The organism is Nocardia sp. NPDC127606 (assembly GCF_042671725.1).
In the GTDB taxonomy this organism is placed as follows: domain Bacteria; phylum Actinomycetota; class Actinomycetes; order Mycobacteriales; family Mycobacteriaceae; genus Nocardia.
The window spans coordinates 694,306-717,136 of the sequence record NZ_JBHXWQ010000003.1 but is presented as its reverse complement, the minus strand read 5'-3'; the positions used below and the strand labels follow the sequence as shown (position 1 = coordinate 717,136).

Below are 22,831 nucleotides of genomic sequence, written 5' to 3'. Positions count from 1 at the left end.
CGTCAACCCCGACACCTGAAACACGCGTCCGAACACGAGGAGAAGCGTATTCGTTTCAATAATAAACCGGACCAGATTCAGTCAAAATCACGGCGGGGGGACTCACTTTTCGGCGCTGAGAACGGTCCAGCGATCCGACCGCGTACGCCGAGACGACAGCGGTCGGCGCGGCGCTCCGAGTGGGCGGCAGCACGGCTGTCGGCACAGATTCGTACTGTGTCCGGCCACACTAGGCGACGCAACGTTGCATCACCGTTGCATCATCGTGATCCAGGTCACGGACATGTCCGAGGCCCGAGAACGACAAAACCCCCGCCGTACAACGGCGGGGGTTTCGACAGTCAGCAGGAGCGACGCCTACTCGGCGTCGGCGGTCTCCTCGACGGCGGCCGGCTCGGCGGCCGCGGCCTCGTCCTCGACCGGGACGAGCGAGATCTTGCCGCGGTTGTCGATATCGGCGATCTCCACGCGCAGCTTGTCGCCGACGTTGACCACGTCTTCGACCTTGGCCACGCGCTTGCCGTTGCCCAGCTTGGAGATGTGCACCAGACCGTCGCGGCCCGGCAGGAGCGACACGAACGCACCGAAGGCGGTGGTCTTGACGACCGTGCCGAGGAAGCGCTCGCCGACCTTGGGCAGCTGCGGGTTGGCGATGGCGTTGATCATGTCGATCGCGGCCTGGGCCGACGGCCCATCGGTCGCACCGACGAACACGGTGCCGTCATCTTCGATGGAGATATTGGCGCCGGTTTCCTCGGTGATCTGGTTGATCATCTTGCCCTTGGGCCCGATGACCTCGCCGATCTTGTCGACCGGGATCTTGATGGCCGTCACGCGCGGGGCGTAGGGGCTCATCTCGTCGGGGTCGGTGATGGCCTCGGCCATCACGTCCAGGATGGTGGTGCGGGCGTCGTGCGCCTGGTTCAGCGCACCGGCCAGCACCTGCGAGGGGATGCCGTCGAGCTTGGTGTCGAGCTGCAGGGCGGTGACGAAGTCACGGGTGCCGGCAACCTTGAAGTCCATGTCGCCGAAGGCATCCTCGGCGCCGAGGATGTCGGTGAGCGCGACGTAGCGGACCTCGTCCTCACCCTTGTCGTTGGTGATGGTGTCGGAGACCAGGCCCATGGCGATACCCGCGACCGGCGCCTTCAGCGGCACACCGGCGTTGAGCAGCGACAGCGTCGAGGCACAGACCGAACCCATCGAGGTGGAGCCGTTGGAGCTCAGCGCCTCCGAGACCTGACGGATGGCGTAGGGGAACTCCTCCTGCGAGGGCAGCACCGGCATCAGCGCACGCTCGGCGAGCGCGCCGTGGCCGATCTCGCGACGCTTCGGCGAACCGACGCGACCGGTCTCGCCGGTGGAGAACGGCGGGAAGTTGTAGTGGTGCATGTAGCGCTTGGAGGTCTCCGGGCCGAGCGAATCGACCTGCTGCGCCATCTTCACCATGTCGAGGGTGGTGACGCCCATGATCTGGGTCTCGCCACGCTCGAACAGCGCCGAACCGTGGGCGCGCGGGATCACGTCGACCTCGGCGGAGAGCTGACGGATGTCCGCCAGGCCACGGCCGTCGATGCGGAAACCGTCGGTGAGGATGCGCTGACGCACCAGCTTCTTGGTGACCGAGCGGAACGCGGCACCCAGTTCCTTCTCACGACCGGTGAAGTCCTCACCCAGACGCGAGAGCACCTCGGCCTTGACCTCATCGATGCGGGCCTCGCGGGCCTGCTTGTCGGCGATGCTCAGCGCCTGGTTCAGCTCGACCTTCGAGGTGCCCTCGACAGCCTCGAACACGTCGGGGCCGTACGGCGGGAAGAGCGGGAACTCCTGGGTCGGCTTGGCAGCCAGCGCGGCCAGGTCCGCCTGCGCGCGGACCAGGCGCGCGATGAACGGCTTGGCGGCTTCCAGACCCTGGGCGACCACGGCCTCGGTCGGCGCCTGCGCACCGTCTTCGATCAGCGCGATGACCTTGTCGGTGGCCTCGGCCTCGACCATCATGATGGCGACGTCGCCGGTGTCGGTGACGCGGCCCGCGACGACCATGTCGAACACGGCGCCTTCGAGCTCCTCGACGGTCGGGAACGCGACCCACTGCTCACCGATGAGAGCGACGCGGACGCCGCCGATCGGGCCGGAGAACGGGATGCCCGAAAGCTGCGTCGACGCCGAAGCGGCGTTGATGGCCACCACGTCGTACAGGTCCTTGGGGTCGAGGCTCAGCACGGTGACGACGACCTGGATCTCGTTGCGCAGACCGTCGATGAAGGTCGGGCGCAGCGGCCGGTCGATCAGGCGGCAGGTCAGGATCGCGTCGGTGGAGGGGCGACCCTCGCGACGGAAGAACGAGCCGGGGATGCGACCCGCGGCGTACATGCGCTCTTCGACGTCGACCGTCAGCGGGAAGAAGTCGAACTGGTCCTTGGGGTACTTGCCGGCGGTGGTCGCCGACAGCAGCATGGTCTCGTCGTCCAGGTAGGCGGCGACGGAGCCGGCGGCCTGCTTGGCCAGACGGCCGGTCTCGAAGCGGATGGTGCGGGTGCCGAAGCTACCGTTGTCGATCAGCGCGACCGACTCGAAAACACCGGGCTCGACCTCGACCGCAGTCGAAGTACGTTCAGTTGTCTGCGTCATATTTTCTTCTCTCGACCTCTCGTCTCGCTGGTCGCGCTGCCGTTTCCATGCGTACTTTTCCCATGGTGGGCGCGAACCCAGCTGTCGTCAGCCGTACCGGACACGGACACGTGGAAACCCTCCTGGCGTCCACGCGCAGCACCCGGCCGTATCCCCTTGGAAGCGGCGACGCGGAGGCGGTCATCGATCGAAGCCCGACGGCGGCGAGAAGAAACGCCTGCCGAAAGGCCACTACCGAAGACCGACGCCACGCGGACGGATGCACACGGCTGTCACATGTTGTAATGCAGCCGGGAACCCGATGGTCCCCGAATACACGAATAGCCAACGAGAAGAAGTGTACTTCTTCCCGTTGGCCAGGTGTCGACCGCCTCGACGAGGAGGCGTGTCCGATTCAGATCAGCGACGCAGACCCAAGCGCTCGATGAGCGAGCGGTAGCGGTTGATGTCGTTGGCCTGCAGGTACTTCGACAGGCGGCGACGACGACCGATCAGGGCCAGCAGGCCGTGACGGGTGTGGTGATCGTGCTTGTGCTGCTTCAGGTGCTCGGTCAGGTCCGAGATCCGCTTCGACAGCAGCGCGATCTGCGCCTCCGGCGAGCCGGTGTCGGTGGGGTGCAGGCCGTACTCGGCGAGAATTGCCGACTTCTGCTCAGTGGTCAGCGCCATGTGGCTCGACTCCTATTTTTCAGTTCCGCGCTCGAAGGTCCGGTTACCCGGGATGGGCGCCACCGCGGACCGCAGCAAACCCGAGGAGCCACTTTACCGGACGCTCGAACGCGCTACCGAATCGGCCTCAGGCGTCGGCGGCGGTGAGGACTTTGCGCGCGGCCTCGACATCTCGGCTCATGGCCTCGACCAGATCGTCGATGGAGTCGAATTTGCGCATCCCGCGCAGTTGTTCGACGAAATCGACACCGACGTGCTGGCCGTAGAGGTCGGCCTCACCGTCGAGGACGAACGCTTCGACGGTCCGTGAGCGGCCCGAGAACGTGGGGTTGGTGCCGACCGAGATCGCGGCCATCGCGCGCTCGCCGGGTGCGGCGTTGCCGATGGTCGGGCCTGCCCCGAGCACGGTGAACCAGCCCGCGTACACCCCGTCGGCCGGGATCGCGGCATGCATCGGCGGGGCGACATTGGCGGTCGGGAAACCGAGCCCGCGACCGCGACCGTCGCCGTGCACGACGACGCCTTCGACGCGATGCGGGCGACCCAGCGCCTCGGCGGCCGCGGCCATATCGCCCGCGTCGACACAGGCCCGGATATAGGTGGAGGAGAAAGTGACGGCGTGTTCGCCGAGCAGAGTCACCCCGTCGACCTCGAAGCCGAACCGCTCGCCCAGTTCGCGCATCGTGTCGACGGTGCCCGCGGCCTTCTTGCCGAAGGTGAAATTGTCACCGACGACGACCTCGGTGACGTGCAGACGTTCGACCAGCAGGTCGTGCACGTATTCGGACGGGGTGAGCTTCATGAATTCCTGGGTGAACGGCATCACGCAGAACACGTCGATCCCGAGCTCCTCGGCCAGCTCCGCGCGGCGGGTCAGCGTGGTCAGCTGTGCGGGATGCGAACCGGGTCGCACCACTTCCATCGGGTGCGGATCGAAGGTCATCAGAACCGAGCGCACGCCACGCTTGCCCGCCGCGGCGACCGCACGGCTGATCAGCTGCGCGTGCCCCCGATGTACCCCGTCGAACACGCCGATCGTGAGAACGCAACGCCCCCAGTCCGCGGGCACGTCGTCGAGACTTCGCCATCTCTGCACAGAGCGAAGCCTACGCAAAGCGGTGCCCGAACAGAATTCCGGTGTGACCGGATCGCCGGTGCGCGGCGTGCCGGTTCGTCGATGTGTCATTCGGGCCAGGGATGCCTAACATTGGTGATGTGCCAGCTAAACGAGATGTCGCGACCCGTAGCGCGCTGACGCAACCCGCCGAGCAGGCCGAACTCGCCGCCACGATCGCGCCCGAACTGTCGGCGGTGGCACAGGATTATCTGAAGGTCATCTGGACCGCCCAGGAGTGGTCGCAGGAGAAGGTCTCGACCAAGTTACTGGCCGAGCGGATCGGCGTGTCGGCCTCGACGGTCTCGGAGGCGGTGCGCAAGCTCACCGATCAGGGATTGGTCGAGCACGCCCGCTACGGCGCGATCACCCTGACCGAACACGGCCGTCGCGCCGCGGTCGCGATGGTGCGCCGCCACCGGCTGATCGAGACCTTCCTGGTGAACGAACTCGGCTACGGCTGGGACGAAGTGCACGACGAGGCCGAGGTACTCGAACACGCCGTCTCCGACCTGCTCATGTCCCGCATCGACGCCAAACTCGGCCACCCCGACCGCGACCCGCACGGCGACCCCATCCCCTCCACCGACGGCGCCGTGCCCACGCCCCCCGCTCGCCAGCTCAGCGACTTCGCCGCCGGCGAATCCGGCCGGGTGGCCCGCATTTCCGACTCCGACCCCGCGATGCTGCGCTATTTCGACTCCGTCGGCATCGCTCTCGACACCACCATCGAAGTAGCCGAACGCCGCGATTTCGCCGGTACCATCGCCGTCCGCATCGCCTCGTCCGAGGCCCCCACCGAGCTGGGAACCCTGGCCGCCGAAGCGATCTGGCTCACCGCTTAGTCCTGGATCAGCAGGCGAAGTAGGGACGGAGTCGGTCCGGAACGCCGTCGGCGACGGCGCTGGACCAGCAGATGTCGTGGGGGAACCTGACGTAGGTGGTCCAGGTTCCCGACGTGCGGGTGATCACGCGCTGGTTGTCGCCGGGGGTATCCCAGCGGATGACACCCCACTGCCCGTCACAGTCGGGAATGGTGGCGACGGGTCCCGGATCGACGCCGAGTTCGGTTTCGATGGTGGATTCGGCGCAGGCGGGAGCGGGTTCGGGCGGGGCGTCCTGGAAGCGCAGCTGACCGGTGGCCGTGCCGCCCGGGGTGATCAGGAACAGCGAGTGCATGCCCTCGGGGACCGGGTTCGTTCCGGCGGGCGCGGTCATCCCGAAGCGGTAGCAACCGATTTCGGTGACGAAGGCCGCCCGGCCCTGCTCGTCGGTGACACCGTCGCGGCGCAGGGTTTCCACCGTCTCACCGACGGGGATGTCGTGGCCCGACGGATCACACGGCTGCTGCAACGACAGGTACACCGGCACACCGGGAACGGGGATCCCGGACAGCGTCACGGTGCGCAGCACCACGGTGCCGGTCGCGACTTCGGGTGGCCTGGCGGTCTTCGCCGGGGCGGTGGACGCACCCACGGAATGCGAGGGGGCGGCGCCCGGACGACCGGCGGGCGTGACAGCGGGAGCAGCGCTGGGCGTGGCGATCGAGATCGGCGCGGTGATCGTGGTGGTCGGACGCGCCGAACTCGATCCCGGCGCCTGCGGATCGCCGCCCGCACAGCCCGCGAGCACTACCGTCGCACCGGCGACGGCACCGATCCAGATCGTCCTGATCGCAGCCATGGTCTGCCCCTCCGACGCGAAAGCTATACATCTTCGCTATCGCCCGTTCCGAGCAGGGTGTTATCCGCCGTCCAGCACCCCTGACGACAGGTGCGGCCGCCGAGGGGCCGTCAACGCGACAGGAAATCCAGCAGTACCCGGAATTCGGGCAGCGAGAGGTAGCCGTCGCCGTCCTGATCGGCGGCCGCGAGCAGGTCGGCGGCCGGTTCGTCGATGCGCCCCGCACCCACGTGCCGGATCAGCGATTCCAGCTCGGCCACCGAGATCCGGCCGTCACCGTTGGTGTCGAAGACCCGGAACGCCGCGTCGGCGTCGGTGACCTCGATCCGCCCCTCGACGACGGCGGCGTCGAATTCGGCACGGGAGACGAGAAAATCACCGTTGGTGTCCGCGGCGGCGACCATCCGCTCGACTGCCTCCTGGTCGACTTCGATTCCCGCCGAACGGATTCCGTCGGCGATGTCGTCCACCGACACCAGTCCGTCACCGTCGCGATCCCACAGTGTGAACGTGTCGACCGACTCTGCACTCATCTCACGATCCCTCTTCCACGGCCGGCCACCGACCGTTTCGGTCACTCTACGGATTCGCCGGAGTGGGTGCGGCGCACAAGGAGTCGGCCAGGCGGTCCGCGAGATCGGCGCTCAGCGGGGCGCGGGTCACCGCGAGCCGGTACCAGAGCACGCCGAAGGCCTGGTCGACCAGCAGGTCCACGTCGCCCGAGTTCGCACCGTCGCGCGCGAGTATGCGGGCGAGCGCGCTGCGGCGGACAGCGACGAACTCGGCGAGCAGGTCGGCGACCTGCCGATCACGTTGGGCGTCGGCCAGAATCGCGCGCAGCATCGTCAATCCGGTGACTCGACATCTGGCAGGCCGGATGATGCCGGGAACGGCGCTGCTGGAAACCACCGGCCGCCGCACCGGACTCGCTCGCCGCACTCCGATCGGCGGCCGCCGGGTGGGTGACTCGTTCTGGATGGTCAGCGACCACGGCACGGCCTCGGCCTACGTCCTCAACATCGAGGCGAAGCCGCGGGTGCGCCTACGGCTGGGCGCCCGCTGGCACGCCGGCACGGCCCACCCGCTCCCCGCCGACGACGCACGGGCGCGACTTCGTGAGCTGCCCCGGTTCAACAGCATGATGGTGCGTGCGCTCGGCACGGATCTGCTCACGATCCGGATAGATCTGGACCCCACCTGAGGAACCCGGATCACCGGCGGCAACTACCACGTTGTAGCGCAGCCCCTTTCGCCGGCAGCGCTCAGCCGGCCTGTCCGTCGAGCACACGCAGCGTGACCGATTCGGACGCCGGTTGCCGGTATTCGGTGAACAGGGCCGCGACGAGCTCGCCCCGGCTGGTGACACCAGTCTTGTCGAAGACGGACTTCACGTGGTCGCGCACGGTGTGGGCGGAGACGAGCAGGTGCCGGGCGATGGCGGCGGTGGACAGTCCCGCCGCGATGAGTTCGGTGACCTCCAGTTCGCGGCGGGTCAGTTCGTAGGCGGCGACGATGAGCGCGGCGACGTCCGACGGGGCCGCGTGTTCGATCACCAGCGCCGTCGTAGTCGGTGCGCCGTTCGCGTCACGCAGACACGAGGCGTGGCAGACGAGCCACTGCCCGGTCGGGGTGCGAATGCGGATGCGAGCGCTGTCGCCGGTGAGCCGCGCACGCCCCGCGGTGCTGAGAATCCAGACAGGCAACGGCAATTCGAGTCCGGCGTCGGTCGTGGTGGACGGGCCAGGTGGCATCAACGCGAGCAGCTCGCGGGCTTCGTCGTTCACCGACAGCAGTGCGCCGTCGGCGCCGAACAGCAGCAGGCCGGGCGCGTGGACGCCGCTCGAACCCGTGGTCGCCGGTCGCGCGAAGCCGCGCAGGCGCCGTGCCATCGGGGCCGAGAGCGCGTGCAGCACCGCCATATCGGCGTCGGCGAAGGCCTGTCTGCCGCGTTCCCGGAACAAGCTCACCTGCCCCCAACTCTGACCGTCCACGCGCAGCACGGCCCGCAGTTCGTCGCCGAATCCGCGGGGTCGCATGAAACTTCGATACAGCGGGCTCAGCGTCGGCCGGTCGCCGGTCACCGCGCGCAGCCCCGCTACCGGCACCTGCGCCACCGCCAGATCGCGGAACAGATTGACGTGCTCGGCGAAAAGCTCCGACTCCCAGTAGGTTCCGCAGCCGCCCTCGTGCAGGTTCTCCACCCGCACCGGCGCGGTCGTCAGCCCGTTGACCGGATCGGTGGCCACCCACACCGCGGCATCGAAGCCAACGGACCGGCGCAGTCGGGTGGAAGTCCGCTCGAACAGCTCGTGCGCATCCGGTGCCGCGACGATCTCCCTGAGCAGGGTGGACAGGGATGGCGTAGCCGGGGCGGTCATGCGCCCATTGTCGTCGCTTTCAATGCTCGGAACCATCCCGCAAACGCGGGATTCCGCAGCGGCACCGGCGCGACCACGCTGATCACGGAGCGTGCACGAAGTCGGGCACGCCATCGAATCAGAGTGCGCGGCAACGCCCTCCGACGACAGGAGTCGATATGCGAATCGGGATCATCGGTGCGGGAGTGGCCGCGGTCGGGTTGCTCGACGCGCTCGCGTGCGCCGACGGGGCACCGGGCACGATCACCGTGTTCGAAGGGTCCGCGGCGCTGTGGCGTGGGCGGGCCTATCAGCGCGATGTGCCCGCGGTGCGAGTGAACGCCCCACCCGCGCTGATGTCCGCGCGAGCGGGCGATCGTGGGCATTTCCAGGACTGGCTCGCACAGCGACCGGATGCGGTGCGCTTCCTCGACCCCGGGTTGGGGCAGCCGATCGTGCCGCGCGCGATGTACGGCGAGTACCTCGAGCAGTCGGCGCGGGCATCGATCGACCGGCTGCGGCGCCACGGATGGCGGGTCGACGTGGTGAACGACCGGGTCACCGGCGTCGCGCAGGAACAGCCGGTGGTCCTGCGCACCGAGGGCGGTGTGACCTATCCGGTGGATCGCGTGGTGCTCTGCGTCGGCAGCGGCCGCCCCCGCGACCAGTACGGACTGACCGGCGCCCCCGGCTACTTCGACGAGCCGTATCCGCTGGCGCGCACGCTCACCGAGGTGGCTCCCGAGGCTCGGGTAGCCGTGATCGGTAGCGGCCTGACCGCCGTCGACATCACGGCGGCGTTGACCGAGAACGGCCATCGAGGTCCGATCACCGTGCTCTCGCGCAGCGGAATCCTGCCGTTCGTCCAGCAACGTCCACGACCGTTGTCGCCGCGCCATCTCACCCCGTCCGCCGCACTGGACCTGGCGGCGGGCGGGGCGGTCGAGTTCACCGAGGTGGTCGCGCTCCTGCGTGCCGAATTGGCGGACCTGGGTGAGGATTTCGACGAGTTCGCCGCCGAGATCCGCGCGACCGGCTCCGAGGACCCGGTGCTTCGCCTGCGCCGCCAGCTCGCCGATGTCGACTCCCCACTGCTGGGCCGACGCCTGCTCACGATGGCGATTCGCACGATGGGCCCGATCCTGTGGCCTGCCCTGACCGCGGCCGACCGGACGATGTTGCGGACCGATCACTACCGCACGATCAGCAGCCTCAGCTCACCGATGGTCCCGCACAACGCGGAAATCCTGCTGCGCCTGCTGGATTCGGGTCAGGTGCGGTTGCGCACCGGACTCACCGCGATCACGGCGGACCACACCGGGTTCACGCTGGCCGGCGAATCCACCGGGACGGCCGACATCGTGATCAATGCCGTCAACCCACCCGCCTATGTCACCCCGCAGGACACCGAGGCGCTGATGACGCACCTGCTCGACAGCGGCACAGCGGAAGTCGCGCCCACCGGTGGTCTCCGCGCCGAACCACGCACCCGCACACTGCACGCCGACACCTGGCACGTCCTCGGCAACCTGGCGGCGGATTCGATGTTCATCGCCACCAACCCGCCCGGCCTCGCCGCGGAAGCGGCACTGCTGGCCGAGCACCTGACCAAGGAATCCGGTCTACCGGAATCCCGGCGCGAGGCACTGCCCGTGAGCAGCTGACCTCTGCCCGGCCACAAGGCGGGCATCGACCGACGAGCTCGTCAGTCGCCGATCCCTCTCGGGCGCACCACCATCACCGAGCCCGCACGTTTGCCGCTCTCCTCGAGGAGTGCGATAGCCCGGCCCCGTGGGTCGATCGCGGCGTAGACGCCCTTGATGCCGACAGGCTCGAGCCAGCGGCCGGTCCGCAGGTCGGTGGCCTGCGATTCGTCGATGTCGCGGAGCGGGAAGGCGGTGCGGACGGCGGCGTCGATATCGAGACTGAGCAGGGGCTGCTCGGTTTCGGCGGCGGTCGCGAGTTGTTCGAGGGTGCGGGCGTGTTCGAGGGTGAAGGGACCGACCCTGGTCCGGCGCAACGCTGTCAGGTGTCCGCCCACACCGAGGGCCGCGCCGAGGTCGCGGGCCAGGGCGCGGATGTAGGTGCCGGAGGTGCATTCGACCGCGACGTCGACATCCACGAATTCACCGTCGGCGACATCGCGCCGGGCCAGGATGTCGAAGCGCGACACCGTGACCGGACGGGCGGCCAGTTGCACCTCTTCGCCGGCGCGCACGCGCGCGTAGGCCCGCTCACCGTCGACCTTGATGGCGCTCACCGTGGCGGGGACCTGCTCGATGTCACCGGTCAGGGCCGCGACACCGGCCGCGATCTCGTCGTCGGTGACGTGCAGCGCGGGTGTGGTCGCGGTGACCTCCCCCTCGGCGTCGTCGGTGTTCGTGGCCTGGCCGAGGCGGATCGTCGCGGTGTAGGCCTTGGTGGTGAGCAGCAGCTGGCCGAGCAGTTTCGTGGCCCGCTCCACCCCGAGCACCAGCACCCCGGTGGCCATCGGGTCGAGGGTGCCCGCGTGGCCGACCTTCTTGGTCTGCAACAGCTTTCGGCTGCGCGCCACGACGTCGTGGCTGGTGAGACCGCTGTCCTTGTCGACGATCACGAGACCGCCGAGCTCGCCCACCCGCGACACTCGCGCCGCCATCAGCCGTGTGCGATCGCGGTCAGGATCAGCCCGTCGGCGATCAACCAGTTGCCGTCGAACTCGGTCAGCGCGGCGCCGCCGTCGTTCGCCAGGCCGGGCACGAGCAGCTTCGTATGAAAAGTGCCCGAGCCCGCATCGTCTGTGCGGGAGTCGATCTCGAAGGTGATGTGCGCGTCCTCGAAACCGAGCCAGCGCAGCGTGAGTGGGAACCAGGCTTTGTAGGTGGCCTCTTTGGCACAGAACAGCAGCCGATCCAGATGCAGGCCCTCGCCGGGCGTGGCGGACAGCCACTCCCGTTCGGCGGGCAGGCTGACCGAATCGAGCACTCCCTCGGGCAGGGTGTCGTGCGGTTCGGCGTCGATACCGACCGAGCGGAAACGCAGCGAATGCGCCATCGCGGCGGCACGGTATCCGTCGCAATGGGTGAGGCTGCCGACGATGCCGCGCGGGAACAGCGGCATGCCGCGTTCGCCCTTGCCGATCGCGACAGGCTGCTCACCGAGCTGTTCGAGGGCCAGGCGAGCACAGTGCCTGGCGCCGATGAAATCCCGGCGACGCTTCTCCACGGACTTGGCGATCAGGTGCTCCTCGGCGGGGTGGGCCGTGAGATCGTCCGGGAACACCAGCAACTCCGCCGAAGCCACACTCCTCGGCAAAATCCTCTCCAGCACTGACTTGTCCGCCTCTCCGCGTATTGTGGCCAGACCTCGACGCTGGTTGGGTCAGCGTTGGCGTCTGGCGGTACCGGGGTGGGCGGGTTTGCTCGTGCCCGGTGAGTTGCCGATGTTCTTACGAAATCAGGCGTGGGGTTCTCGTGCAAATTCGCTGTCAGATGCCTCGCCTGCGCTCGGCCTTCTCGCGCATCTCGGCGGCAGCGGCTTCCATCTCCGGGGTGACCTTGAAGTGGCCGCCCCAGGAGTTCAGGTCGCCTTCGGCGTAGACCGGGTCGGGAAGGATCTGGCGGAGCAGCGGTTCCGGCATGCCTCGGCGTTTCCATTCGCGGGGGTAGCCGAGGGAGACCTCTTCGAAGCGGACACCGTCGTAGTAGGTGGTGCGGGGGATGTGGAGGTGGCCGTAGACCGAGCAGACCACGTTGTAGCTGGTGTGCCAGTCGGCGGTGAGGTCGGTGCCGCACCACAGCGAGAACTCCGGGTAGAACAGGATGTCGGTGGGCTGGCGGACCAGGGGGAAGTGGTTGATCATCACCAGCGGGGTGTCGGTGGGCAGCGCGTCAAGGCGGCGCTGGGTGTACTGGACGCGGGCGTGGCACCAGGCGTCGCGGGTGAGGTACGGATCGGGGGCCAGCAGGAACTCGTCGGTCGCCACGACATTGCGTTCGCGCGCCAGCGCCAAACCCTCCGCCTTGGTCGTGGTGCCCGCCGGTCGCCACGAGTAGTCGTAGAGCAGGAACATCGGCGCCAAGGTGACCCGGCCGCCGTACTTCTCGGCGCCCGGCCCCGTCCACACCGGGAACGGATCCTCGGGGGTGACGACATCGAGGTCACGGCACATCGCGACGAGATAGTCGTAGCGGGCGGCGCCGTGCATCTGCACCGGATCCTTCGGCGTGGTCCACAGCTCGTGGTTACCCGGCACCCAGATCACCTTGGCGAAGCGGCCGCGCAGCAGCTCCAGCGCCCACCGCACCTCGTCGGCCTTCTCCCCCACGTCACCGGCGACGATCAGCCAGTCCTCGGGCGAATCGGGAACGATCTGCTCCACCACAGGCTTGTTGCCCTGATGCCCCACGTGCACATCGCTGACCGCCATCAACTTCGGAATCACCTGTCCACAGTGGCACACCCCGGCCGCGCGGCACCGGCGGGTTCACCCCTGCGCGTCGGCCGCCTCGGCCACCAGCAGCGCGAGCAGCCCAGGAAACCGCGCGTCGAGGTCGGCCCGCCGCAAGACCACGGTGCTGCGATTGCCGTAATTCACCTGCCGGACCAGCCCCGCCTCGCGCAGCACCCGGAAGTGGTGGGTGCGGGTCGCCTTCGTCACCGGGAGGTCGAACGACGAGCAGCTGCGGTCCCCATCGGCGGGATCCAGCGCGAGCAGGGTGATCACGCGACGCCGCAGCGTATCGGCCAGCGCGCCGAGTACCGCTCCCAGCTCGAGTTCCTCGTCCACCCACCACCTCCACATAGGTACGGCTTGCGTCATACCTATCGGCCACCTAGCGTCCTTAGGTACGTAGAACATCGTACCTAAGGAGCATCATGTCGAGCACCTACGCGCTGGTGGGGTTCGCCCACCCGAAACCGGAACGCCGCGACGACCTGCGCGAGCTGCTGCTCTCGTTCGTCGAACCGACCCGCGCCGAAGAGGGCTGCCTCGAATACCACTTCCACGTCGACAGCGACGACCCGTCGGTCTTCGTGTTCTACGAGGTATGGCGCAGCAAAGCCGACCTCGACCGCCACCTCGCCCTGCCGCACATGCAGGACTTCTGGAATTCCCGCCTCGACTTCCTGACCCGCGACCTGGACATCCGCTGGATCGACATGCTCAGCCCCTACCCCCGCTGAGCCGCGCTCCCGGGTCAGGCGCTGAGTAGGCCGTCGACGAACGCCAGCACCCGTTCCTGCGATTCGACGCCGACCTGTTCGTGTCCGCCCGGGTACTGCGCGAACTCGACCTGGGTGCCCGCCGACCGCATCTGCGCGAGCAGCGCGAACGTCAGCGGCAGCGGAACCACGGTGTCGGCCGCGCCGTGGGCGATCAACACCGGCTGGCGATAGCCGACCGTGGGGACCACCATGTAGTCGCGCAGGGCCTCGCCGATGCCGTCGGCGGCCACGGGCTTCGCCAGGAGCGCGCCGATCGACGCGCCGCCGACGGCCCGGTCGAAATCGTCGACACAACTGGTGGCGATCGCGTCGACCACCTCGCGCCCACGCGCGCTGAGCAGACCGTTCACATCCAGGTCGGGCCGGGTGGCGCGAAGCCCGGCGAGCATGCCCGCGAACGGGCCGACGAGCCGGTCCACCACCGGGAGGTTCGGGATGGTGGGGTCGAGCCGGGTCAGGATCTGCTCGTAATTGGATTCCGGCGCCAGCGCCACGGTGCCGCGGAAGTCCAGTTCGGGCGCGTAGTCGTCGGCGAGGTTGCCCGTCCCCAGTGCGGCATGTCCACCCTGCGAACCGCCGACCACGGCCCACGTCGGCGCCAGACTCGGCTCCGCGGCCCGCGCCGCACGAACCAGGTCGATCGTGGCCGTGGCCTCGGTGCGAGTGTGCAGGTAGGGGTGCACGGTGTCGGAGCCGGGCGACAGGCCGAGGTAATCCGGGGCGACCACCGCCCAGCCACGATCGAGGAACGCTTGCAGCAGCGGGCGTTCATGCCGCGCCTTGTCGGTGGTGAGGCCACACCGGGGCCCGAGCCCACTGGTCCCGTGATCCCACGCGACCACCGGGTAACCACCGTCCGGGGCGGGCGAATCCGGGAGCAGCAACAGCCCTGCCGCGTTCGTGATGCCGCGCGTCGCGCCCTCCGTGCGATATTCGACGACGGCCGCCCGCGACCACTCACCCCAGCCCGCGGGCTGCGCGGTGTGGGAAACGAGCTGGCCCGGCGCGACGGGCACCGCCTGCGCCGTCGGCCCCGCACCGATCGCACCGATCAGCACCGATGCCGCGGCCACCGCCACCCGGCCGCCCTGGGCAATCACATCGTGCACGGCCATAGCTCCTCCATCGTCGAATCCCCTTGTCCGCACTTCCGACGGTAGGCGATCGACTGGCCAGAAGCACCGCCGTTCCCGTCACCTCCATCGAATACGCTGCGTCACAGCGGTTTCCGCAGAGCTAGGCGGCGCCCTGCGGGAGTTCGGCGCCCACCTTGGCCCAGCGGCCGGATCGTGCGCGGGCGATGACGGCCAGCAGCCGAGCCAACATGAAGACGACCAAACCGGTCCAGATTCCCGCCACGCCCCAGTCGAAGATCAGCGACAGCCAGATCAACGGCAAGAACCCGGTCAGCGCGGCGACGAGGGTCGCGGTGCGCAGGAAGGCGGCGTCGCCCGCACCGAGCAGGACACCGTCGAGGGCGAACACCGCGCCGGCCACCGGGATCATCGCGACGAAGAACCACCAGATGACGTGGGTGCGTTCGAGGACCTGGGGATCGTCGGTGAACAGCAGTGGTATCGCGGTCACGCCCGCGGCGAAGACGGCGGCGAGGAGCAGGGCGAAGATCTCGGACCACACCGTGACCCGGCGGGCGATCGCCTTGGCACCGTGGGCATTTCCCGCGCCGAGGGCCGCGCCGACCAGGGTCTGGGCGGCGATGGCGAGCGAGTCCAGGGTCAGGGCGAGGAAATTCCAGAGTTGCAGGACCAACTGGTGGGCCGCCACGGACGCGGCGCCGAAACGGGCGGCCACCGCGGCGGCGGAGACGAAGCAGATCTGGAACGACAGACTGCGGACGATGAGGTCGCGCCCGAGAACGAGTTGAGCGCGCATCACCGCGAGGCGCGGTCGCAGCGAAACACGTTCGCGCAGTAGGGCATAGGCGAACAGAACGCCCGAGACCGATTGGCCGACGAGATTCGCCACCGCCGAACCGGCCAGTTCCATCCGCGGTGCGCCGAGCAGTCCGTACACCAGGACCGGACACAGCACCGCCGAGAGCGCCAGGCCCACCACCACGTAGGTCAGTGGCCGTCGCACATCCTGCACACCGCGCATCCACCCGTTGCCCGCCATCGACAGCAGGATCAACGGCACGCCGAACAGCGCGATCCGCACCCAGATCAACGCCTCGTCGGCGATCTCCCCACCGCCGGAGAGCACCGAACACAGTGGCACCGCGAACAATTGGATCACCGCGACGATCACCAGCCCGATCCCGACACCCACCCAGCTGGCCTGCACACCCTCCTCGACAGCACCTGTCCGATCCCCCGCACCGTGTCTCCGGGCCGCACGCGCGGTCGTCCCATAGGACAGGAACGTCAACTGGGTGCTCACCGTCCCGAGGATCACGGCACCGACGGCCAGCCCGGCCAGTGCCAGCGCCCCCAGCCTGCCGACCACCGCGATGTCGAAGAGCAGATACAGCGGCTCGGCGACCAACACACCCAGGGTGGGCACGGCGATGCCGAGAATTCGCCGCGGCCCGACCTGGTCGACCTCATCGCCGGTCACGGCTTCGTCCCTCGGTTCAGCGGACCCCACACCGACCTCCCACCGTCACCACGAACTCATCGGACGCGCCGCCGACCTGCCGATGGTGGCACACGCCACCGACACATCACCCATCACGTGCATCGCCACCAGGGCGATCTCGCCGATCGCCGGGCATGATCATGTTCGCGGTGGTCGTGCACCGACGCCGCCACCCACACCGCCGGTCGCGGACGCACTTACCGATCGGCACGAAATCGCAGGTACGAAGTGTGGACGGCGGGCAGGATGAGTAACAATACTGGTCGTCTGCCCAGCTCGGGTGGACCGATGACATACCGCGGACGCCTGGTTCGCCCGGACAACTCAGGATCGACCATGGTGTTTGTGCAGCGATGGCGGGTGATCACGGCGTTCGCCCTGGTCGGCGCGGCCACCCAGCTGGTATGGCTCACCTACGCGCCGGTGACGACCGTGGCGGCGGAGCACTTCGGTGTGTCCGAGTCCGCGATCGGGTGGCTGGCGAACATGTTCCCGCTGCTCTACGTCGTGCTCGCGGTACCCGCCGGAATCGCGCTGGATCGCTGGTTCCGCCCCAGCCTGATCGCCGGCGCGGTCCTCACCGCGATCGGTGCGGCGCTGCGCCTACTCGACGGCGGTTTCGCGATCGTGCTCATCGGTCAGACCGTCGTCGCCATCGCGCAACCGCTGGTGCTCAATGCCATCACCGGCATCGCGGGGCACTATCTCGACGAGAAGGACCGGCCGACCGGCATCGCGGTGGGCACCGCGAGCACCTTCGCCGGGATGGCCGCCGCGTTCGTGCTCGGCGCGGCGCTGCCCGGGGAAAGCCAGCTCACCACACTCGCCGCGATCGGCACGATCTTCGCCGCCCTGGCCGCGGTCGCACTGACCGTCGAACTGATGCGCGCGGGCACCGGACCTGCCGCGAGCACCTCGACCTCGCTCGTCGCGCTCCGAGCGACCCTCGGCGACCGGTACGTACGCCGGCTCTGCGTCACCGTGTTCTTCCCCTTCGGCACGTTCGTCGCGCTGGCGACCTTCGGCCAGGCACTGCTGGAACCGTCCGGCGTGAGCGCCGACGCGGCCAGCATCGTGCTGCTGGTGAACGTCCTCGCCGGTGTCGTCGGCTGCGCGGTGATCCCGGTCGCGGTCCTGCGCCGCGGCATCGAACTCCCGGCCGTGATGGTCGGCCTCACCGCCAGCGCTGCCGCCTGCCTGCTCGTCGCCCTCGCCCCCGGCCTGGCCACCGGTTTCCTCGCCTTCGTCCTCATCGGCCTGACCCTGCTCCCGGCCCTCCCGATCGTGCTGGCCATGGCCGAACGCCACACCGGCGCCGCGGAAGGCACCGCCGCGGGCCTCATCTGGATGACCGGCAACCTCGGCGGCCTCGTCGTAGCGGGCCTGACCGGCCTCCTCGTAGACCAGCCTGCCCTGGCCTTCACCCTCTGCGCCGCCACCACCATCCTCGGCGTCCCCCTGGCCCTGCGCCTACGTCGCGAGAAGACAGTCGACGCGATCTAGCTCAGCCCAGGGCCGCGATCAGGGCGCGGACCACATCGTCGGCGTTGCCGTAGGTGGTGTAACCGGCGGCGAAGCGGTGCCCGCCGCCGCCGAAAACGCCGGCGACCGCGGCGACATCGACGCCGTCGGTGCGGCCCGGGGCGGAATCGCGCGAGCGCAGGGAGACCGTCCAGCGGTCGTTCTGGCCGCGGGCTTCCTTGAAGACGGCGGCGATGCCCGCTTCGGCGGTGGTGCGGATGACGTCGATGACGCTCTCGACCTCTTCGGGGCCCACGTCGTGGGTGTCGGCGGCGCGCACGAGCGCGTAGACCAGGCCGACACCGGCGGCGGCGGGCACGACCACGGCGGTGGACAGCACCTTCGACAGCATCGGGAGCCAGGCGTAGGGGTGGGTGTCGAGCAGGACGCGGGTGATCTCGGTGCCGTCGATGCCGGTGGCGAGCAGGCGCTCGGCCATGGCGTGGCTGCCGGGACGGGCCCAGCGGAACGAGCCGGTGTCGGTGACCAGGCCCGCGAACAGGCAGTGCGCGATGGGGGCGTCGATCTCCACGCCCCAGGCGTCGAGGAGCCGGGTCACCAGTTCGGTGGTCGAGGCCGCGGATTCGTCGATCAGGTCGACGGTGCCGAAGCCGTCGTTGGCCCGATGATGATCGATCACCAGTGTCATTGTGGCACCGGGTAATCGGTCGGCGAGAGCGCCGAGACGGCTGCGCGCGCCGCAGTCGACGACGATCAGCAGGTCCACCTCGTCCGGCACCTGCGCGGGCGGCACGACCAAGTGCACACCGGGCAGCGTGCGCAACGAAGCGGGCAGCTCGGCGGGCTCGGCGAAGGACACACACACCGGTACCTCGCGCCGGTGCAGCGCCAAGGCCAGCGCCAGCCCGCTCCCGACGGTGTCGGCATCGGGCTGCACGTGGCACAGGATCGTCACCGAGCGCGCCGCCGCCAAGGCGGCGACGGCCGTGCCCAGTTCGGTCCCGTCGCGGACGCTGGTCATCCGGCGTCCACGACGGGCACCGGTCGTCGGCCCGACAAGGCGGTGCCCACCGGGCAGGATGACGCACCCTGCGTGGTCACTCGGGCTACCGCCCGCGGGCGCTGACCGGACATGCCTGCCTACTCGTCTTCGTCGTCGCGATCGGCCTTGTACGGGTCGGCCTCGCCCGCGTGCTTGGCGTTGGCGGCGACCTTGGCCACCTCGTCGTCGATGGCGCGAGCTCTCGCGAGCAACTCTTCCATCTCGCGGGCCACCTCGGGCACCTTATCGAGAGTGAAGGACAGGATCGGGGTGAACTTCACTCCGGTACCCGCGCCCACCTTCGACCGCAACACACCCTTGGCCGCGTCGAGCCCGGCGGCGGCCTCGACGTAGTCGGGCTCGGCGTCGATGGTCTCGCCCATCACCGTGTAATAGACGTTCGCCTCGCGCAGATCCCCGGTCACCTTGGCATCGGTGACGGTGACGAACCGCAGCCGCGGATCCTTGATCTCGTATTCGATCGCGGTGGCCACGATCGCGGAAATCCGCTTGGCGAGCCGGCGTGCCCTGGCTTGATCAACCATGGCGGTACCTCCCTTAGTCTTCGGGTCCGAAGATCCGGCGGCGTACTGCCAGCAACTCTATCTCCGGACGCGCGGCAACGTGCCGCTCACACTTGTCGAGCACCTCGTTCAGGTGTCCCGTTTCCGCACTGACCATGGCCACGCCGAGCAGTGCCCGGCGGTGCAGGTCCTGATCTCCGGCTTCGGCGGCATTCACGCCGAAGCGCTTCTGTAGCTCGGCGAGGATCGGCCGGATCACCGACCGCTTCTCCTTGAGCGAATGCACGTCACCGAGCAGTAGATCGAATTCGAGCGCACCGATGAACAGCGGTGCTCACCTCCTGGTAGATGGGGTTCCCGCAAGACTCCACGCCGCACCCGAAGAATCGGATGCGGCGTGGATCGAGCGGTATTGCGTTGATCAGTCGCGCGGCTTTTCACGAAGCTCGTAAGCCTCGATGATGTCGCCGTCCTTGATGTCGCTGTAGGTGACGGTCATACCGCACTCGAAACCTTCGCGAACCTCAGGAGCGTCGTCCTTCTCCCGCTTGAGCGAGGAGATGGTCATCGTCTCCGCGATCACTCGACCGTCACGGATCAGGCGCGCCTTGGCGTTGCGCTTGACCGAGCCCGAGGTGACCATGCAACCGGCGATGTTGCCGATCTTGGACGAACGGAAGATCGCGCGGATCTCGGCGCGGCCCAGCTCGACCTCTTCGTAGATCGGCTTGAGCATGCCCTTGAGGGCCTTCTCGATCTCGTCGATCGCCTGGTAGATGACCGAGTAGTACCGGATGTCGACGCCTTCGCGGTTGGCCAGCTCAGTGGCCTTGCCCTCCGCGCGGACGTTGAAGCCGATGATGATCGCGTTGGAGGCCGACGCCAGGTTGACGTTGGTCTCGGTGACGCCACCGACACCGCGGTCGATGACGCGCAGACGCACCTCGTCGTCGATCTCGATCCCGAGCAGGGCCTCTTCGAGGGCCTCGACGGTACCGGAGTTGTCGCCCTTGAGGATCAGGTTGAGCTCCGAAGTCTCCTTCAGTGCGGCATCCAGATCTTCCAGGCTGATCCGCTTGCGGCTGCGAGCGGCCAGCGCGTTGCGCTTGCGTGCGTTGCGGCGATCGGCGATCTGACGGGCGATGCGGTCTTCCTCGACCACGATCAGGTTGTCACCGGCGCCGGGCACCGAGGTGAAACCGATGACCTGGACCGGGCGCGACGGGGTCGCCGCGTGGACGTCCTCGCCGTGCTCGTCGACCATGCGACGGACGCGACCGTAGGCGTCGCCCGCCACGATCGAGTCGCCGACGTGCAGCGTGCCGCGCTGGATGAGCACGGTGGCCACGGGGCCACGGCCGCGGTCGAGGTGCGCCTCGATGGCGACACCCTGGGCGTCCATGTCCGGGTTGGCCCGCAGGTCGAGCGAGGCATCCGCGGTCAGCAGCACGGCTTCGAGCAGCTGATCGATGTTGGTGCCCTGCTTGGCCGAGATGTTGACGAACATGGTGTCGCCGCCGTACTCCTCGGTGACCAGGCCGTACTCGGTGAGCTGCTGCTTGATCTTGTCCGGGTTCGCACCCTCTTTGTCGATCTTGTTGATCGCGACGACGATCGGCACATCAGCGGCCTGCGCGTGGTTGATCGCTTCCACCGTCTGCGGCATGACGCCGTCGTCGGCCGCGACAACGAGGATCGCGATATCGGTGGCCTTCGCACCACGAGCACGCATGGCGGTGAACGCCTCGTGACCCGGGGTGTCGATGAAGGTGATCAGACGCTCTTCCTCGTTGAGGTTGGTGAGCACCTGGTAGGCACCGATGTGCTGGGTGATGCCACCGGCCTCGCCCTCAGCGACGTTGGCCTTACGGATCGTGTCGAGCAGTCGGGTCTTACCGTGGTCGACGTGACCCATGACGGTCACGACCGGCGGACGGTGCTCGAGGTCGTCCTCGCCGCCGGCGTCTTCGCCGTAGGTGAGGTCGAACGACTGCAGCAGTTCGCGATCTTCGTCCTCGGGGCTGACCACGTGGACGACGTAGTTCATCTCGCCGCCGAGCAGCTCGAGGGTCTCGTCGTTCACCGACTGGGTCGCGGTGACCATCTCGCCGAGGTTGAACAGTGCCTGCACGAGAGCTGCGGGGTTCGCGTCGATCTTCTCGGCGAAGTCCGACAGCGACGCGCCACGGGCGAGACGGATGATCTCACCGTTGCCGCGGGGCAGACGCACGCCACCGACGGCGGGAGCCTGCATGTTCTCGTACTCGGCGCGCTTCGCCCGCTTCGACTTACGGCCACGACGGACCGCGCCGCCGGGACGACCGAACGCACCGGCTGCGCCACCACGGCCACCGGGACCACCGGGACGACCGCCGCCGCCACCGGGACGACCACGGAAACCACCGGCCGCGGGAGCACCGGCACCGGGAGCGCCGGGGGCACCGCCACCGCCACCGCGGTAGCCGCCACCGCCGCCGCCACCACCGGGACGGCCTGCGCCGCCACCGCCGGGAGCGCCGCCGGGACGACCCGGACGGCCATTGGCCGCGGGGCCGGGACGTGCGGAGCGTGCGGGCATGGCACCGGGGTTCGGACGCGGAGGCATCGAACCCGGGTTGGGACGGGGACCACCGGGACGCGGGGCACCGCCCTGCGCGGCGGCCGGACGCTGGCCCTGACCACCCTGACCGGGGCGGGGACCGCCCTGACCGGGAGCCGGACGCGGGCCACCCTGACCGGGAGCCGGACGGGGACCGCCCTGACCCGGAGTCGGACGCGGGCCACCCTGCGGGGCGGGACGCGGTGCCGGACGCTCACGGTCGGGCGCCGAGCTGAACGGGTTGTTGCCGACGCGCGGAGCCTTGGGCCCCGGCTTCGGGCCGGGACCGGCCGGACGCGGACCGGGTGCGGCAGCACCCGGAGTCGCCTGACCCGGACGGGCCTGACCTGCGGCGGGAGCCTGTGCCGGACGCGGCGCGGCGGGAGCCGGACGCGGGCCGGGCGCGGGGGCGCCTGCGGGCTTGGTGGCCGGAGCCGCCGACTGCGCGGCGGCCGGAGCGGGGCTCGCGGGTGCCGGAGTAGCGGGCTTGGCCTCGACCGGAGCGGCCGGTTCGGGCTTCGGCGCGACCGGCGCGGCAGCGGCTGCTGCCGGGGCGGGAGCGGCCGGAGCCGGACGCGGACCGGGGCGAGGGCCACCGGGGGTGGGCTTGGCAGCCGGACGGGCTGCTGCTGCCGACGACGGGCCGGGACGGGCCGCCGACTTGGCATCGGCCGCCGGAGCGGACTTCGACGCCAGGGATTCGCGCAGACGACGTGCGACGGGTGCTTCCACCGTCGAGGACGCCGACTTCACGAACTCGCCTTGCTCCTTGAGCTTCGCGAGTAGTTCCTTGCTTGTGACACCGAGCTCTTTAGCCAACTCGTGCACGCGGGCCTTGCCTGCCACTGCTCTCCTCACTGAGAGGCCGAGCAGTGACGCCGCCTAGGTAAGGCGGGCCCGCACGACCTCGGGTTATCTCCGACG

At 68.9% G+C, this 22,831-nt stretch carries 22 protein-coding genes; 5 read left to right on the top strand and 17 right to left on the bottom strand.

The window, feature by feature from the left end; all coding sequences use genetic code 11:
* Positions 1-357 precede the first annotated feature (357 nt).
* From ACFVJ5_RS18955 to ACFVJ5_RS18945, 3 genes are all read right to left on the bottom strand, one after another.
* The gene (locus ACFVJ5_RS18955) at positions 358-2,631 is read right to left on the bottom strand and encodes a polyribonucleotide nucleotidyltransferase (protein WP_379221655.1); all 2,274 of its coding nucleotides are present in this window, start codon (positions 2,629-2,631) and stop codon (positions 358-360) included.
* Positions 2,632-3,030: 399 nt separating this feature from the next.
* Positions 3,031-3,300, bottom strand: a complete 270-nt coding sequence (gene rpsO, locus ACFVJ5_RS18950) for a 30S ribosomal protein S15 (RefSeq protein WP_056811493.1) — start codon at positions 3,298-3,300, stop codon at positions 3,031-3,033.
* A gap of 127 nt (positions 3,301-3,427) precedes the next feature.
* Positions 3,428-4,396, bottom strand: a complete 969-nt coding sequence (locus ACFVJ5_RS18945; protein ID WP_379221653.1) for a bifunctional riboflavin kinase/FAD synthetase — start codon at positions 4,394-4,396, stop codon at positions 3,428-3,430.
* A 101-nt stretch (positions 4,397-4,497) separates the two neighbouring features.
* On the opposite strand from ACFVJ5_RS18945, the gene ACFVJ5_RS18940 reads away from it, so the two are divergent.
* Positions 4,498-5,259, top strand: coding sequence for a metal-dependent transcriptional regulator (locus ACFVJ5_RS18940; RefSeq protein ID WP_379221651.1), 762 nt, complete (start codon positions 4,498-4,500; stop codon positions 5,257-5,259).
* Positions 5,260-5,266: 7 nt separating this feature from the next.
* Here the strand turns inward: ACFVJ5_RS18940 and ACFVJ5_RS18935 are convergent, their stop codons facing one another.
* From ACFVJ5_RS18935 to ACFVJ5_RS18925, 3 genes are all read right to left on the bottom strand, one after another.
* A complete protein-coding gene (locus tag ACFVJ5_RS18935; protein WP_379221649.1) occupies positions 5,267-6,097 on the bottom strand; it encodes a hypothetical protein in 831 nt (276 codons plus the stop codon).
* A gap of 110 nt (positions 6,098-6,207) precedes the next feature.
* The gene (locus tag ACFVJ5_RS18930; protein ID WP_379221647.1) at positions 6,208-6,630 is read right to left on the bottom strand and encodes an EF-hand domain-containing protein; all 423 of its coding nucleotides are present in this window, start codon (positions 6,628-6,630) and stop codon (positions 6,208-6,210) included.
* Positions 6,631-6,676: 46 nt separating this feature from the next.
* Positions 6,677-6,940 (bottom strand): TetR-like C-terminal domain-containing protein, encoded by a 264-nt coding sequence (locus ACFVJ5_RS18925; protein WP_379221645.1) that lies wholly within the window; start codon positions 6,938-6,940, stop codon positions 6,677-6,679.
* Positions 6,941-6,974: 34 nt separating this feature from the next.
* Between ACFVJ5_RS18925 and ACFVJ5_RS18920 the strand changes: the two genes are divergently transcribed.
* Complete coding sequence (locus ACFVJ5_RS18920) at positions 6,975-7,298, top strand: nitroreductase/quinone reductase family protein (protein ID WP_379221921.1); 324 nt, start codon at positions 6,975-6,977, stop codon at positions 7,296-7,298.
* Positions 7,299-7,359: 61 nt separating this feature from the next.
* Here ACFVJ5_RS18920 and ACFVJ5_RS18915 read toward each other — a convergent pair whose 3' ends face one another.
* A complete protein-coding gene (locus tag ACFVJ5_RS18915; RefSeq protein ID WP_379221643.1) occupies positions 7,360-8,475 on the bottom strand; it encodes a LuxR C-terminal-related transcriptional regulator in 1,116 nt (371 codons plus the stop codon).
* A gap of 158 nt (positions 8,476-8,633) precedes the next feature.
* On the opposite strand from ACFVJ5_RS18915, the gene ACFVJ5_RS18910 reads away from it, so the two are divergent.
* Positions 8,634-10,118, top strand: a complete 1,485-nt coding sequence (locus ACFVJ5_RS18910; RefSeq protein WP_379221641.1) for an FAD/NAD(P)-binding protein — start codon at positions 8,634-8,636, stop codon at positions 10,116-10,118.
* A gap of 41 nt (positions 10,119-10,159) precedes the next feature.
* Here ACFVJ5_RS18910 and truB read toward each other — a convergent pair whose 3' ends face one another.
* The 4 genes from truB to ACFVJ5_RS18890 all read right to left on the bottom strand — a co-directional run bounded on the left by truB (position 10,160) and on the right by ACFVJ5_RS18890 (position 13,222).
* Positions 10,160-11,092 carry a tRNA pseudouridine(55) synthase TruB gene (truB, locus tag ACFVJ5_RS18905; protein WP_379221639.1) on the bottom strand — a complete coding sequence of 311 codons (933 nt, stop codon included), beginning with the start codon at positions 11,090-11,092 and terminating at the stop codon, positions 10,160-10,162.
* Positions 11,092-11,763, bottom strand: coding sequence for a 4'-phosphopantetheinyl transferase Npt (npt, locus tag ACFVJ5_RS18900; RefSeq protein WP_379221637.1), 672 nt, complete (start codon positions 11,761-11,763; stop codon positions 11,092-11,094). Before npt ends, truB begins: the two co-directional genes overlap by 1 nt.
* 157 nt (positions 11,764-11,920) lie before the next feature.
* On the bottom strand, positions 11,921-12,877 hold the full coding sequence (locus ACFVJ5_RS18895; RefSeq protein ID WP_379221636.1) for a metallophosphoesterase family protein: 957 nt from the start codon (positions 12,875-12,877) through the stop codon (positions 11,921-11,923).
* Between the two features lie 42 nt (positions 12,878-12,919).
* Entirely contained in the window at positions 12,920-13,222 is a 303-nt protein-coding gene (locus ACFVJ5_RS18890) for an ArsR/SmtB family transcription factor (protein WP_379221634.1), read from the bottom strand.
* An 89-nt stretch (positions 13,223-13,311) separates the two neighbouring features.
* Between ACFVJ5_RS18890 and ACFVJ5_RS18885 the strand changes: the two genes are divergently transcribed.
* Entirely contained in the window at positions 13,312-13,620 is a 309-nt protein-coding gene (locus ACFVJ5_RS18885; RefSeq protein WP_379221632.1) for a putative quinol monooxygenase, read from the top strand.
* 14 nt (positions 13,621-13,634) lie between these two features.
* On the opposite strand, the gene ACFVJ5_RS18880 is transcribed toward ACFVJ5_RS18885, so the two are convergent.
* Both ACFVJ5_RS18880 and ACFVJ5_RS18875 read right to left on the bottom strand, forming a co-directional pair.
* Complete coding sequence (locus ACFVJ5_RS18880) at positions 13,635-14,771, bottom strand: lipase family protein (protein WP_379221631.1); 1,137 nt, start codon at positions 14,769-14,771, stop codon at positions 13,635-13,637.
* A 127-nt stretch (positions 14,772-14,898) separates the two neighbouring features.
* The gene (locus ACFVJ5_RS18875; RefSeq protein WP_379221629.1) at positions 14,899-16,239 is read right to left on the bottom strand and encodes an MATE family efflux transporter; all 1,341 of its coding nucleotides are present in this window, start codon (positions 16,237-16,239) and stop codon (positions 14,899-14,901) included.
* Between the two features lie 357 nt (positions 16,240-16,596).
* Here ACFVJ5_RS18875 and ACFVJ5_RS18870 point away from each other — a divergent pair, with 357 nt between their 5' ends.
* On the top strand, positions 16,597-17,763 hold the full coding sequence (locus ACFVJ5_RS18870; protein WP_379221627.1) for an MFS transporter: 1,167 nt from the start codon (positions 16,597-16,599) through the stop codon (positions 17,761-17,763).
* A 1-nt stretch (position 17,764) separates the two neighbouring features.
* Here the strand turns inward: ACFVJ5_RS18870 and ACFVJ5_RS18865 are convergent, their stop codons facing one another.
* From ACFVJ5_RS18865 to infB, 4 genes are all read right to left on the bottom strand, one after another.
* On the bottom strand, positions 17,765-18,763 hold the full coding sequence (locus ACFVJ5_RS18865) for a bifunctional oligoribonuclease/PAP phosphatase NrnA (protein WP_379221625.1): 999 nt from the start codon (positions 18,761-18,763) through the stop codon (positions 17,765-17,767).
* A gap of 119 nt (positions 18,764-18,882) precedes the next feature.
* On the bottom strand, positions 18,883-19,329 hold the full coding sequence (gene rbfA, locus ACFVJ5_RS18860) for a 30S ribosome-binding factor RbfA (protein ID WP_378912296.1): 447 nt from the start codon (positions 19,327-19,329) through the stop codon (positions 18,883-18,885).
* A 13-nt stretch (positions 19,330-19,342) separates the two neighbouring features.
* Positions 19,343-19,636 carry a DUF503 domain-containing protein gene (locus ACFVJ5_RS18855; RefSeq protein ID WP_056811534.1) on the bottom strand — a complete coding sequence of 98 codons (294 nt, stop codon included), beginning with the start codon at positions 19,634-19,636 and terminating at the stop codon, positions 19,343-19,345.
* 93 nt (positions 19,637-19,729) lie between these two features.
* Positions 19,730-22,753 (bottom strand): translation initiation factor IF-2, encoded by a 3,024-nt coding sequence (infB, locus tag ACFVJ5_RS18850; protein WP_379221622.1) that lies wholly within the window; start codon positions 22,751-22,753, stop codon positions 19,730-19,732.
* Between the last annotated feature and the right edge of the window lie 78 nt (positions 22,754-22,831).